Annotated in this window: 11 protein-coding genes and 2 tRNA genes; all 13 read right to left on the bottom strand. The window is 63.4% G+C overall.

Translation table 11 applies throughout. The features are described from left to right. Positions 1 to 15 precede the first annotated feature (15 nt). Positions 16 to 91: transfer RNA gene (locus BLT03_RS16005), tRNA-His, on the bottom strand. Positions 92 to 139: 48 nt separating this feature from the next. Beyond that, a complete protein-coding gene (locus BLT03_RS16000) occupies positions 140 to 2,062 on the bottom strand; it encodes a SurA N-terminal domain-containing protein (RefSeq protein ID WP_092744751.1) in 1,923 nt (640 codons plus the stop codon). A 59-nt stretch (positions 2,063 to 2,121) separates the two neighbouring features. Then, positions 2,122 to 2,197, bottom strand: a tRNA-Val gene (locus tag BLT03_RS15995). Between the two features lie 18 nt (positions 2,198 to 2,215). Beyond that, positions 2,216 to 2,488 (bottom strand): HU family DNA-binding protein, encoded by a 273-nt coding sequence (locus BLT03_RS15990; RefSeq protein WP_007858657.1) that lies wholly within the window; start codon positions 2,486 to 2,488, stop codon positions 2,216 to 2,218. A gap of 346 nt (positions 2,489 to 2,834) precedes the next feature. Next, positions 2,835 to 3,404: a CDP-diacylglycerol--glycerol-3-phosphate 3-phosphatidyltransferase gene (pgsA, locus tag BLT03_RS15985; RefSeq protein ID WP_092744750.1), complete on the bottom strand. Its 570-nt coding sequence runs from the start codon at positions 3,402 to 3,404 to the stop codon at positions 2,835 to 2,837. A gap of 62 nt (positions 3,405 to 3,466) precedes the next feature. Continuing rightward, on the bottom strand, positions 3,467 to 5,500 hold the full coding sequence (gene uvrC, locus BLT03_RS15980; RefSeq protein ID WP_092744749.1) for an excinuclease ABC subunit UvrC: 2,034 nt from the start codon (positions 5,498 to 5,500) through the stop codon (positions 3,467 to 3,469). 60 nt (positions 5,501 to 5,560) lie between these two features. Next, positions 5,561 to 6,325 (bottom strand): aspartate/glutamate racemase family protein, encoded by a 765-nt coding sequence (locus BLT03_RS15975; protein WP_092744748.1) that lies wholly within the window; start codon positions 6,323 to 6,325, stop codon positions 5,561 to 5,563. Beyond that, positions 6,322 to 7,140, bottom strand: coding sequence for a M55 family metallopeptidase (locus BLT03_RS15970; RefSeq protein WP_092744747.1), 819 nt, complete (start codon positions 7,138 to 7,140; stop codon positions 6,322 to 6,324). Before BLT03_RS15970 ends, BLT03_RS15975 begins: the two co-directional genes overlap by 4 nt. Next, complete coding sequence (locus BLT03_RS15965) at positions 7,137 to 8,234, bottom strand: P1 family peptidase (protein ID WP_245711425.1); 1,098 nt, start codon at positions 8,232 to 8,234, stop codon at positions 7,137 to 7,139. Before BLT03_RS15965 ends, BLT03_RS15970 begins: the two co-directional genes overlap by 4 nt. After that, positions 8,231 to 9,169 (bottom strand): glutathione ABC transporter permease GsiD, encoded by a 939-nt coding sequence (gene gsiD, locus BLT03_RS15960; protein ID WP_092744745.1) that lies wholly within the window; start codon positions 9,167 to 9,169, stop codon positions 8,231 to 8,233. Before gsiD ends, BLT03_RS15965 begins: the two co-directional genes overlap by 4 nt. A gap of 43 nt (positions 9,170 to 9,212) precedes the next feature. After that, complete coding sequence (gsiC, locus tag BLT03_RS15955) at positions 9,213 to 10,133, bottom strand: glutathione ABC transporter permease GsiC (RefSeq protein ID WP_092744744.1); 921 nt, start codon at positions 10,131 to 10,133, stop codon at positions 9,213 to 9,215. Positions 10,134 to 10,226: 93 nt separating this feature from the next. Beyond that, on the bottom strand, positions 10,227 to 11,765 hold the full coding sequence (gene gsiB / locus BLT03_RS15950; protein ID WP_092744743.1) for a glutathione ABC transporter substrate-binding protein GsiB: 1,539 nt from the start codon (positions 11,763 to 11,765) through the stop codon (positions 10,227 to 10,229). Between the two features lie 96 nt (positions 11,766 to 11,861). Further along, positions 11,862 to 13,751 (bottom strand): dipeptide ABC transporter ATP-binding protein, encoded by a 1,890-nt coding sequence (locus BLT03_RS15945; RefSeq protein WP_092744742.1) that lies wholly within the window; start codon positions 13,749 to 13,751, stop codon positions 11,862 to 11,864. Between the last annotated feature and the right edge of the window lie 17 nt (positions 13,752 to 13,768).

Here is a 13,768-nt window from a genome sequence, read left to right as displayed (position 1 = left end):
CAATTCAAAGAATTTTGGGGTGGCTGATGGGGCTCGAACCCACGACAACAGGAATCACAATCCTGGACTCTACCAACTGAGCTACAGCCACCGTAGCCTCAAATTATACCCATAAAACAGCAGCGTTCTTAAGAACCTGTCAATTTTCTAACGCAGGTGCGCCGGCAGGCCGCGGCACCTTGAACTGGACCTTGTAGCGGTCTTTCAGCAATTCGTAATACGCGAGCGCTTCTGCAGCGCTGGCTGCCTGTGCGTATTGCTGATGCTGTTGGCGGTTTGCAGCTTCGTCTGGCGTGGGACGCGGCATCAAACGGTTCACCTTCACGACTGCATAGCCTTGCGCTCCCAGATTGACGCCTACCCAGGACGGCAATGCATCCGCACCAGAATGCAAAGCCGCATCGATCACCGGACGGGGCAAATTCTGCGGCTGATCACGCGAAACGGTCACGGCAGCAGAAAGGCCGGCGGCCGATGCAGGAGCGGCCTTCCACGCGGCCAGTTTGGCTTCGCCTTCCTTGCGCGCCGTCTCCGAGGACTTCTCGGCCACATAAAGATCCTTCACGCGCGAGCGGACGTCTTGCAGCGGCAATGCACGTGCAGGCGTATAAGCCGTGATGCGCCCGGCGACCAAAGCGCTGGGGCCGGTCTCGATCGCTTCGGTGTTTCGCTTGTGTTCGATCGAATCGGGTGTAAACAGCGCTTCAAGGAATCGCTGATTGGCCAAAGGCCCTTGAGCACCTGCTGCTGCCGTGCGGGTAACGCCCGTGGCCGTTTGCACCTTGAGCTTTAACTTTTCTGCCACGGCCTGCAGGCCGTCCGACTGCTCATAGACACCATTCGTGAAGGCCTCCGCAACTTCCGCATATTTGCGCTGTGCCTGTTGCTGCTTGAGCTCCGCTTCCAGGGTAGGACGCAATTGCTCGAAGCTGGGTTGCTTTGGCGTCTTGATATCGGTTAGTTGGATGATGTGATAGCCGAAGTCCGACTCCACCACATTGCTGATCTCACCCTTCTTCATGGAAAACGCCGCATCTTCGAACGGCTTCACCATTGCGCCTCGACCAAAAAAGTCCAGGTCGCCGCCGGATGCTGCCGAGCCGGTGTCCTGCGAAAACTTCTTGGCAAGGTCAGCAAACGTGTTGGGGGCTTTGCGCACTTGCTCCAGCAACTCGGTGGCACGCGCCTTGGCTTTTTCACGATCCGCCGCAGGAGCGTCCTTGCTGGCATTGATGAGGATGTGGCTAGCACGCCGCTCTTCCTTCCCGGCCAGACGTGCCAGATTTTGCTGGTAGTACGTGCGCAAGTCTTCGTCGTTGACAGAGATGCTGGACTGAACAGCATTCATGTCCAGCACGACATACTCGATATTCGCTTGCTCGGACTGCTGGAAGGACGCTGCATGGGACGTGTAGTAAGCCTCCAGATCCGCATCCGATGGCGCGACCTTCGCTGCAAAATCGGCGGCATTGAAACGTGCCACCTGGATCTCACGGCGTTGGTACAACGCATCCAGCGCCAGTTGGGATTGCGCATTACCGCTGAACGAAGAGTTCAGCACGCCAGCCATGACCTGATTCACGGAGAGATCACGGCGCACATTGGCCTCGAAAGCCTCTGGCGTCAGGCCTTGCGCGCCGACGATTGCACGGTAGGCTTCCGCGTCCAACGTGCCATCAGGGCGCTTCAGGCTCGCGATGGCGGGTATGTCCTGCAACGTGCGAGCAAGCTGCGAATCGCTGGCGATGAGGTGCATCTTCTGCGCCGATGTCTGCAACACGCGGTCTCGCACCATGCGTTCCAGAGTGGCGTAACGCGCCTGCGGCGTATCGAGAAGCTTGGAGTCCACATTTGGAGAGCGGGCGCGAATGCGATCCGTCTCTACGCGGTGGGCGTTGTCCCACTCGTCCTGCGTGATGTCATGCCCATCAACCCGTGCAACCACCGGGCTCTTGCCCGAGAAGTAGCTGCGGTCAATGCCGACGAGGACAAAAGACGGAATGATCAGCAAGAACAGCAAGAACATCACGATCTTGGAGTGCTTGCGGATGGATTCGAACATGTGCAATCTTTCAGTGGCGACAAAAGAAAAGGCGAACTCGCGTTCGCCTTTTTGTTCGGTGGTGGGTGCTGACGGGGTCGAACCGCCGACCTACGCCTTGTAAGGGCGCCGCTCTACCAACTGAGCTAAGCACCCCACCTTAAACATTAACCATCAGTTCAGAGCATCCTTCAATGCCTTGCCTGGACGGAACTTCGGGACTTTAGCAGCCTTGATCTTAATCGTATCGCCCGTACGGGGATTACGACCGGTACGCGCAGCGCGCTTGCCCACGGCAAAAGTACCAAAACCGACGAGAGACACCGTACCGCCCTTCTTGAGGGTCTTCTTGACCGCCTCGATCGTAGACTCCAGCGCTCGCGCTGCTGCAGCCTTGGAGATGTCGGCGTTGTTAGCAATGTGCTCAATCAGTTCGGTTTTATTCACAAGAAGCCTCTCGGGATAAGAGTTGATGGAATGTCTTTTGCAAATCTGGCCCTTCGACACGCGCACGCTGGGCCACGACGAGGCGGCGCATTGGGTAGGCGGGGAAGGGCTGACACTGGGGCAGATTCTGCTGTGTCAGATTAAAGCCATCGACTTTCCGGGTGTCAATACAGGATGCCGTTTTGCGGCAGCGTAGCAGCGGATTCTAGACGCATTTACGGGGCGGGCCGGGGCTTGCGAGGGCTTTTTCTTGGGGCGTTGCGCCAATAGGCTCATCCCGTATTGACAAGCTGCCAGCGGATTCTTCGCACCAGCGAAATCCGCTCGTTGCGCAGCGCTCAGCGCCCTACTTTTTCACCCTGGCGCGGATCTCGGGAAGCGCTTTGCGCAAGTAGTACACCATGGACCACACGGTCAACACCGCAGCGATCCAGATGAGCCAGGTTCCCCAGACTCCGGTATCGATGGCATCGAAAAGACGTCCGTCGTACAGAAGAAAAGGAATGGCGACCATCTGCACCGTCGTCTTGACCTTGCCCAGCATATGGACCGCCACGCTGCGGGACGCGCCGATCTGCGCCATCCATTCGCGGAGCGCCGAGATAGCAATCTCCCGTCCGATGATGATCATCGCGACGAACACATCGGCCCGCTGCAGATGGACCAGAACGAGCAACGACGCACACACTAGAAACTTGTCGGCCACCGGGTCCAGGAAGGCGCCGAACGAAGAGGTTTGATTGAGCTTTCGCGCCAGATAGCCATCGAGCCAATCCGTGGCCGCGAAGATGACGAACATTACAGTGGCAATGAGATTGCGTGTGGCGGGGTCCAGAGGCGCGTAGAACACCCCCACGATCAAAGGTATCGCGACGATGCGCGTCCAGGTCATGATGGTGGGGATGGTCAGGAACATGCGGCGATTGTGTCATGCCCATCCGCGGCGCATCGCCGAAGCGGGCCATTCGGCCCGCCCGCTCAGCGAAGCGCGCGATAGATCTCCTCGGCCAGATCGCGCGAGATGCCTTCGACGGTGATCAGGTCTTCGACACTGGCCGCCGCCACCCCGCGGACCCCGCCGAAGCGCTGCAGCAACCTGGCCCGCTTCTTCGGACCCACGCCAGGAATCTCTTCCAACTGCCCTCCGCCGATACGCACTTTGGCACGTGCCGCACGCATGCCGGTGATAGCGAACCGGTGGGCCTCATCGCGAATCTGCGCCACCAGCATCAGTGCGGCCGAATCCCGGCCCAGATAGACCTTCTCGCGCCCGTCGGCAAAGACCAACTCTTCAAGGCCGACCTTTCGGCCCTCGCCCTTCTCCACGCCGACGATGCGGCTCAGGCCCAGGCCCAATTCAGTGAAGACCTCGCGCGCCATGCTCACCTGGCCCTTGCCACCGTCCACCAGCACCAGGTCGGGCAACCGAGCCTGGCCTGGTGCAGGCTCGGCGCCCCCGGCTTCGCGTTGTGCCTCGGCCACCTTGCTGTAGCGGCGCATCAGCACCTGCCGCATCGCGGCATAGTCGTCGCCCCCGGTGATGCCTTCGATCTTGAATCGGCGGTATTCGCTGCTCTGCATCTTGTGGTGATGAAACACGACACACGACGCCTGGGTCGATTCCCCCGCCGTGTGCGAGATGTCGAAACATTCGATCGTCAGGGTATCGAGGTCTTCTTCACTCAAATCGAGTGCCTCGGCGAGCGCCCTCGTCCGCGCCTGTTGCGAACCTTCTTCCGCCAGCAGTCGAGCCAACTGGATGTCGGCGTTCTTCTGGGCCATGTCCAGCCATGCGCGGCGCTGTTCGCGGGGCTGGTGCACAGCAGTGATGCGAACGCCAGCCTGTTGCGACAGCGCCTCGATGAGTGCGCGATCCACCGGTTCGCTGACGATGAGCGCAGGTGGCACCGGCACGCCGATGTAGTGCTGGGCGATGAAGGCCTCCAGCACCTGCGCCTCGATGGACCGGGCCGCAGCCGTGCGAGCCGGTGGGGCAGGCTTTCCTGCTTCGGCCAGCATGGCAGAGGCTCCAGTGCCGCCCTCTTCCGGCTGCACGGCTTCGACGTCCTCAGCGGCTTCTTCGGCCTGAAACACGGCCGCAGCATCCTCCACATGCACCGGAAAATAGGCACGGTCTCCAAGGTGGCGGCCGCCTCGCACCATTGCCAGATTCACGCAGGCACGCCCGCCCCACACCTTCACGGCCAAGATGTCGACGTCCTTGTCGGACACGGTTTCGATGGCTTGTTGGTGCAGCACGCGTGACAGCGCTGTGATCTGGTTGCGCACGTCTGCCGCCTGCTCGAACTCCAGGCGGCCCGAGTGCTCCATCATGCGGGCCTCCATAGCCTTGAGCAGTTCCTGCGTCTCGCCACGCAGCATGGCCTCGGCATGCGCGACATCGCTGGCATAGGCCTGGGGCGAGATCAGATCGACACACGGCCCGGTGCAGCGTTTGATCTGGTACAGCAGACACGGACGGGTCCGGTTGGAAAACACCGTGTCTTCGCAGGTGCGCAGACGGAACACCTTTTGCAGCAACAGGATGGTTTCCTTCACGGCCCATGCCCCTGGGTAAGGCCCGAAGTAACGGTGTCGCTTGTCGATCGCGCCGCGGTAGTACGCCATGCGGGGGAAAAGCTGGCCCGGTGCCTCGCCCGTTCCATCCTTTGCCGCCACCCCGGTGATCTTGAGATACGGGTAGCTCTTGTCGTCCCGAAACAAGATGTTGTACTTCGGGTTGAGCGACTTGATGAGGTTGTTTTCCAGCAGCAGCGCTTCGGCCTCGGAGCGCACCACCGTGGTCTCCAGACGGACGATCTTGCCCACCATGTGGCCGATTCGAGTACCGCCATGGGTCTTGGTGAAATAGCTGGAGACGCGCTTCTTCAGGTTTCGCGCCTTGCCCACATAAAGCAAAGCACCTTGCGCGTCGAAGTAACGGTAGACACCCGGCAGGGGCGGCAACGCGGCCACCTGCGCGAGCAGTTCGGGGGAATGCACATCGGACATCCCGCTATTGTGGCCAGAGTCCACGCTTCAGCGCCGCGCCGCGCTGGCAAGCCCGGCAGATCAATGCGCCGATGGACCTTCGTAAGCCCTGCGCGCCAATGCCGTGGCGAGAATTTCGGCCGGATCGATCAGCGTCCAGCCCTCGGCTTGCGGTGCCTGCGGCAAAGCCAAAGGGATTTCCGTGCAGGCCATGATCAATGTGATGTCGCCGTGGCGCTCACGCAGGGACCGGCCCACGCGGGTGAAGCACTCCTGCGCCAAAACCATGTTGCCGGACTTGACGCCCTGATAGATGCCCTGCATGAGGGCTTCGCGCTCCGATGGCTCGGGAAGCACGCAATGGATCCCTTCGCGGACCATGACAGCGTCATAAAGGCCCATGCCATACGTTCCTTGCGTGGCCAGCAGTGCTGCCCGGCCGATGCCACGCCGCTTCAGTTCGGCCGCCGTCTCGCTGGCAATGTGCAGCAGGTCCACGGACGGGACCCGTGCCTGCAACGCCGCATGCCATGCATGGGCGGTATTGCATGCGATGGCCACGGCCTTTGCCCCGACGGCCGAAAGCTGCTCCAACACGCGTGCCATGTCGTCGAGCGGTTGCGGGGCTTTCGCATCCCCCAACGCGCGTGACCGGTCGGCCACCGGCACCTGCGCCATCCAGTGCTCGGGAAACGCCTGGTCTTGCACGGCCAAGCCATGCGCTTGCAGCCAGCGTTCGGAGGCTTGCAGGAACAGGCGTGCAAAGTCCACACCCGCGGCCGGCCCCATGCCGGCCAGAATGCCGACCTTGGCAGGCGCGCCAACGGGTCGCGTTGCGGCCGTCATCGCAGCATGCTCGACATGGCCGACAGGCAATTGACCATGCGCACGGCCGACTCCGTGTCAGGCGCCTGGAAACGCACGGCGTTCGAATCGAGACGCTCCAGCGTGGGCCATTGGCAAAACAGGTCGGCCAAAGCGGGCGTCTGCGCCTGTACGTCGACCATCAAAGGACCATCGATGCGAAAGGGCTCGACCGCAGCGCACGCCTGCACCGCATCGGCCACACCCGCCCGAATGGCGGCGCAAGACTGCGCTGGGGACAGGCTGATGCCGCTCGTTTGACCGGTCGCCCGCTTGGTCTGGACGAACCGGGCCTGGAGAAAGATCGGCTGCGTCTCAGCGATGAACACATCGTCGCCCGACCCCATGATCACAGGGGCACCATAGGCCCCCGCCAGCGCACCGTAGATACCGGCCTCGCCCAGCTCCTGGCCGTTGAAAGCGATCCGTGCGAAGGCAAAGCTGTTGATGGTGTGGGCCAGAATGCCTCGCCCCTGGGCCCGTGAGTGATAGCCGATGAGGCAGACGCCGTCCACGCCCAGCTCCACCCCCGCCACCATGCTGAGGTAACGGGGCTTGCCCTGGATGGCCTGCGCCCGCTCATCGAGCAGATCGGGCGGCATGTTCCTGAAGCCGCCGTGCGAATCGTTCACATAGACCTCGGCCGCACCGGCATCGAAGGCTCCCGCGATGGCGGCATTCGCTTCGGCGGCCATGAGGCGCCGGGCCCGCTCGTATTCCGGATTGCCGGGGCGCACCTGCTCAGGGTGATAGACCCCTGCCACGCCTTCGATATCGACGGAAATGAGAATTTTCATGGTGCAGTCTTTGAAAAAATCGGCAGCCGAGGCAGCAAATCGCGCAGTGCGGATCTGTGATGTCCGTCCCGGCCGATGACGGGCGTGGCATGCCAGAGGGCATGGACGATGGCTTGCTCTACGCTGTCGGCTGCCGCCTGGAACAGGCCATCCAGAAGCATTTCATGCAGCATCGGCAAGGCGGGCATGGGTTGCTCCGCCAGATGGGGCAAGGTGTAGGCCGTCGAAAACGCCACGGCGATGTCGCCGCTGCCATGGCCATACACCGAGCCGGTACGTGCCAGGCCAGCGCCTGCTCGCAACGCCAGACGATTGAGCTGGCGAGCGTCCAGTGGCGCATCGGTCGCCAGCACCATGATGATGGAGCCCCGTTCGGTTTCGGCCGACTGCGCGCGGGCCATATCGTCCAGCAAGGTCGCGACCTCGGCGCCGATGGCGGCTCCGCCCCACACCAGGTGCGGAAGCAGCCCATAGTTGGCCAACACCAGAGCGCCCACGGTGCAGGTGCCGCCGTGACGCAATGGCACCCGGCGAGAGGCCGTGCCGATTCCGCCCTTGAGCTGAAAGCTCGACATGCCCCGTCCCGCCCCCACCGAGCCCTGGGCCATTCGGGCCCCGGCATCCGCGCAGGCCGCGAGGTAATCGGCGCCGTCCAGCACCATGCGCTGGATGTCGTTCAGAAAACCGTCGTTGCACTCCAGCACCAGCGGGTTGACCGTGGGCAGCGCCCTGCCCGTCTCCGGATTGGCCGCGATGCACTGGCGGATCTGCGCCTGCGCCATGGCGCCGACGGAAAAGGGATTGGTCAACGCGATGGGGGTTTCCAACTGGCCCAGTTCGGCCAACTGCACCAGCCCCACGCTTTTGCCGAACCCGTTGATCACCGCCATGCCGGCAGGCACCTTGTGGCGATACGGATCCAGCTGGTGCGGGTGAATCACCGTCACGCCGGTTTGCACCGGACCATCGTCGCGCGTGGCGTGGCCGACCGTCACGCCCGCCACATCGGTGATGGCATCGAGCGGCCCGGCCAGCAGGCTGCCGATGCGTGGCGGCGCCAGGACTGCCGCCTCGGCCATCGCGAAAGGCTTCATGACTGCCGATCGATCTTGGGATCGAGGGCATCCCGCAGGCCATCGCCCAGCAGGTTGAACGCCAGCACGGTCAGGAAGATCGCCAGGCTCGGGAACAGCGCCACGTGCGGCGCGTTCACCATGTCGGCCCGCGCTTCGTTGAGCATGGCGCCCCACTCCGGCGTGGGCGGCTGTGCGCCCATGCCCAGGAACGAAAGGCTGGCGGCCGTGATGATCGACGTGCCCACGCGCATCGTGAAGTACACGACGATCGAAGAGATCGTGCCCGGCAGGATGTGGCGCACGATGATGGTCCAGTCCGATGCACCGATGCTGCGCGCGGACTCGATGTACGTCATCTGCTTGAGCACCAGCGTGTTGCCGCGCACCAGCCGCGCGAAGGCCGGCACGCTGAACACGGACACCGCGACGATCACATTGGTCATGTTGCTGCCCAGGATGGCCACCACGCCAAGGGCCAGCAAAATGCCGGGGAAGGCGAAGAGCACGTCCGAGATGCGCATGACGATGCGGTCCCACCAGCCTTCGTAGTAGCCCGCCAGCAGGCCGAGGGCCGTGCCGATCAGGCAGCCGATGAGCACCGACAGAAAGCCAGCGGCGAGCGATATGCGCGCGCCCATCAGGATGCGGCTGAAGATGTCGCGGCCGAGCGGATCGACCCCGAACCAATGCACGGCGGACGGCAGTTCGTTCAGCCGGTCATAGTCGAAGAAGCCTTCGGCGTCATAGGGCACCAGCACCGGCGCCAGCACGGCCACCAGCACCAGAAGGAGCACGAAGACCAGCGCTGCCATGGCAACGTGCTGCTTCTTGAACTTGCGCCAGAACTCGCGCCAGGGCGTGCGCACCGCACCGGCACTGGCGGCGACGGGCGCCACCGAAGCGGCCGCCAGTTGAGCGGCGTCGGGGGGCGTGGGGATGGAAGGCGTGGTCATACCGTCTCTTGGTGTTCGTGGAAAGGCAAGCAGGCCGCCGGGGTCACTTGTAGCGAATGGTGGGATTGATGAAGCCGTAGAGCATGTCCACCACCAGATTGATGAGGATGAACTCCAGCGAGAACAGCAGCACCAGTGTCTGGATGACGGGGTAGTCGCGCATGGTCACGGCGTCCACCAGCAGGCGGCCGAGGCCAGGCCAGTTGAAGACGGCCTCCACCACGATGGAGCCGCCCAGCAGAAAACCGAACTGCAGGCCCATCATGGTGATGACGGGAATCAGCGCATTGCGCAGGCAATGCTTGAGGATCACGAGGCGCTCGTTGAGGCCCTTGGCGCGCGCCGTGCGCACGAAGTCTTCCTGCACAACCTCGACGAACGAGGCGCGGGTGAAGCGGGCCATTACCGCGGCGACGGCGGCGCCCAGCGTGATGGACGGCAGCACGTAGTGCTGCCAGCTCGATGCGCCCACGGTCGGCAGCCAGCCCAGTTGCACCGAGAACACCTGCATGAGCGTCATGCCCAGGGCGAAGGCCGGAAACGAGATGCCCGACACCGCCAGCGTCATGCCAAGGCGGTCGGGCCATTGGTTGCGATACACGGCCGAGATGATGCCGATGCCCATGCCGAAGATGACCGACCAGACCATGCTGGTGACCGTGAGCGCCAGCGTGGGCAAAAAGCGCTCGCTGATCTCGGCCGCCACCGTGCGGCCGGTGCGGATGGACTTGCCGAAGTCGCCTTGCACCATGCGCGTGAAGAAGTGCACGAACTGCTCGGGCAGCGGCCTGTCCAGCCCCAGGTCGTGGCGCACCATCGCGATGGTGGCCTCGTCGGCGTCCTGTCCCGCCGCCAGGCGCGCGGGGTCGCCGGGCAGCATGTGGACGAACAGGAACACCAGCACGGCCACGATCAGCAGCGTGGGTAAGAGTCCCAGCAGTCGTTTGAGAAAGTAGTTCAGCATGGGTGCGGCGCTGCGGGCGCAGCGATGTGTTTTTGATGAAAACTAAGAGCAGCCCGCGCGCGCCAGACAAGCGCGCGGGGCTGCCTTGACCTGTTATTTCAGGTCGATCTCGTCGCTGTTGATGTTGCCGTCAGGCATCACGTGCACACCGGACAGGCGCTTGGCGTGGGCGTAGAGAACGTCTTCAGTCACCAGCGGGATGCGCGGCAGGTCCTTGGCAAGTTGCTCTTGCGCCGTCTTGTAGAGCGCGGCACGCTCGGTTCCGTTGGTGGTCAGCAGCGCCTTGGCGATGGACTCGTCCACCACGGGGTTGCTGTAGAAGGCGTAGTTCGCCAGCTTCGGCGCCCAGGACTCCGTGGAGAACAGGGGACGCAGCGCCCAGTCGGCCTCACCGGTGGAAGACGACCAGCCGATGTAGTACAGGCGCACCTTCGCGGTCTTCGGATCGGGCCAGGAATCCACCTGCTCGGCCCGCTGGCCGGGCTCCAGCGCTTGCACCGACACCTTGATGCCGACTTGCTGCAACTGCTGCTGGATGAACTGGATCACCTTCTGGCTGGTGGTGTTGTTGTAGCCGCTCCACAGCACGGACTCGAAACCGTTGGGGTAGCCCGCTTCCTTCAGCAGTTCCTTGGCCTTGGCCACGTTGTAGGGAATGGGCTGCATCTTCACCGCGTATTCCACGCCCTGCGGCACGAAGCCCTGGGCCGGGAAAGCGTGGCCGTTGAAGGCCACCTTGGCCAGCGCTTCCTTGTTGATGGCGTAGCCGATGGCTTCGCGCACCTTGGGGTTGTCATACGGCTTTTGCAGCATGTTGAAGGTCAGGAAGCGCTGGATGATCGACGGCGCGGACACCACCGTGATCTTGTCGCTCTTCTTGAGCGTGGCGATCTGCTCATAGGGCAGCGTGAAGGCAAAGTCGGCCTCGCCCGTCTGCAGCATGGCGGCGCGGGTGTTGTTCTCGATCACGGGCTTCCAGGTCACCTGATCGACCTTGGGGTAGCCCTTCTTCCAGTAGCCCGCGAACTTCTTGCCCACGATGGCCTCGGTCTGCTTCCATTCGACGAACTCGAACGGGCCCGTGCCCACGGGGTGGAAGGCGATGTCCTTGTTGCCCCACTTCGCCAGCGCGGCGGGCGAGATCATCGCGGCAGAGGCGTGGGCCAGCGCGTTGATGAAGGGGCCGAAGGGCTCCTTGAGCGTGATGCGCAGCGTGGTCGGGTTCACGGCCTCGACCTTGGCGACGCGGTTGAACTGGTTGGCACGCAGCAGCCGGTTCTCGGGGTTCATCACGCGGTCGAGGGTGGCCTTGGCCGCGGCGGCGTTGAAGTCGGTGCCGTCATGGAACTTGACGCCCGCGCGCAGCTTGAAGGTATAGACGAGGCCATCGTTCGACACTTCGTAGCTCTCGGCCAGGACGTTCTTGACCTTCATGTCCTTGTCGAACGCGAAGAGGCCTTCGTAGAAGCTCTTGGTCACGGCCGTGGTGATGGTCGTGTTGGTGTTGTAGGGGTCGAGCGTCTCGGGCTGTTGGTAGATGGCCAGCACGGCGTTGCCGGCGGCCAGCGCGGAGCCGGACATGGCAAGGGCCAGCAGGCTGAAGGCGATGCGGCGGGTGGAAGCTTTCTTCATGGTTGAACTCCGGTGTGAAAAAGGTCGGGAATTTTCAAAATTGATAGCTGCTTTCGCTTGTCAGACAAGCGCTGGATGTCGATTTGGCTTGAAACATCAACCCCCTTGCGCCGCCACGAAATGGCCAGGGCCTACCTGCACCATCGGCAGGACCACAGGCTCGTCGCCCACCGCGCGGATGGGGCTGGGGATGTCCCCCTCCAGCAGAGCGCGCTTCAGGTGCCGGCGCGCCGGGTCGGCGATCGGCACGGCGGTCATCAGCTTCTTCGTGTAGGCGTGTTGCGGGTTCTCGAAAATCGCGCGGCGCGGGCCGATCTCCACGATCTGGCCCAGGAACATCACGGCCACACGGTGGCTGATGCGCTCCACTACCGCCATGTCGTGCGAGATGAAAAGGAAGGCCACGCCCAGTTCGCGCTGCAGGTCCAGCATGAGGTTGACGATCTGCGCCTGGATCGACACATCCAGCGCCGACACCGATTCGTCCGCCACCACCACCTTGGGGTTGAGCGCCAACGCCCGTGCAATGGCGATGCGCTGGCGCTGGCCACCCGAGAACTCGTGCGGATAGCGCTGTGCGTAGTCGCGCGGCAGGCCCACCTTTTCCAGCAGCCAGTCCACGCGCTCCTGCGCTTCGCGGCCGCTGGCCACCTTGTGCACCAGCAGCGGCTCCATGATCGAAAAGCCCACGGTCAGGCGTGGGTCCAGCGATGCGAACGGGTCCTGGAAGATGAACTGGATGTCGCGGCGCAGCGCCTGCACCTCGCTCGTGGGCAGATCGAGAATGTTGCGGCCGCCGAACTCGATGGCGCCGCTCTGGCTGTCCACCAGCCGCAGCAGCGACCGCCCGGTGGTGGATTTTCCGCAGCCGGATTCACCCACCAGCGCCAGCGTTTCGCCGGGATACAGGTCGAAACTCACCTTTTCGACGGCGTGCACGCGGCGCTTGACCTTGTTGAACAGCCCCGAGCGCAGATCGAAGCGCGTCACCAGGTCTTTCACCCGCAGGATGGGCTGGGCGCCCGCCGGGCGGGTGTCCACGGGCGTGGACTGCACGGCCACCGCCGCCGCCGTTGCCGCATCGCCATCGGGGCGCAGCAGCTCGAAATGGCGCGGCAGGTCGGTGCCTTGCATGGCGCCCAGCTTGGGCACGGCCGACAGCAGCGCCCGGGTATAGGGATGCTGCGGGGCCGCGAAGATCTGCGTCGACGGCCCCTCTTCCACCTTGTCTCCACGGTACATCACGAGCACGCGGTCGGCCACTTCGGCCACCACGCCCATGTCGTGGGTGATGAAGATCACGCCCATGCGCATCTCGTCCTGCAACTGGCGGATCAACTGAAGGATCTGCGCCTGGATCGTCACGTCCAGCGCGGTGGTGGGCTCGTCGGCGATCAACAGTTGCGGCTTGCACGACAGCGCCATGGCGATCATCACGCGCTGGCGCATGCCGCCCGACAACTGGTGCGGAAAGCGATCGAGCACATTGCGCGCTTCAGGAATGCGCACCAGTTCCAGCATGCGCAGCGCCTCGGCGCGGGCCGCCGCCCGGTCCTTGCCCTGGTGGTAGCGGATGGATTCCGCGATCTGCTCGCCCGCCGTGAACACGGGGTTGAGCGAGGTCATCGGCTCCTGAAAGATCATGGCCACGTCGGCGCCGCGCACCGACTGCAGCGTGGCATTGCCGGCCCGCACCATGTCCAGTACCTGTCCGTTGCTGCGCCGCAGTGCGATCGATCCGTTCAGGATCTTTCCGCCGCCATGCTCCACCAGGCGCATCAGCGCCAGCGAAGTGACCGACTTGCCCGAGCCCGATTCGCCCACGATGGCCAGCGTCTCGCCCCGGTCTACGTGGAAGGAAAGGTTGCGCACGGCGTCCACGGTGCGCTCCGAATTGGCAAAGCGGATCGTCAGATCGTCCACGGCCAGCACGCGCTGCTCCGGCAGGGCAAGGGACGGTGTCGCGCTCGAAGGGGTTGGTGTCATGGCAGCACAAGAAAAAG

Origin of the sequence: Paracidovorax valerianellae (genome assembly GCF_900102625.1) — a bacterium.
In the GTDB taxonomy this organism is placed as follows: Bacteria; Pseudomonadota; Gammaproteobacteria; order Burkholderiales; family Burkholderiaceae_C; genus Paracidovorax; species Paracidovorax valerianellae.
The sequence above is the reverse complement of the archived record's forward strand: the minus strand, read 5'-3'. Positions and strand labels throughout refer to the sequence as shown.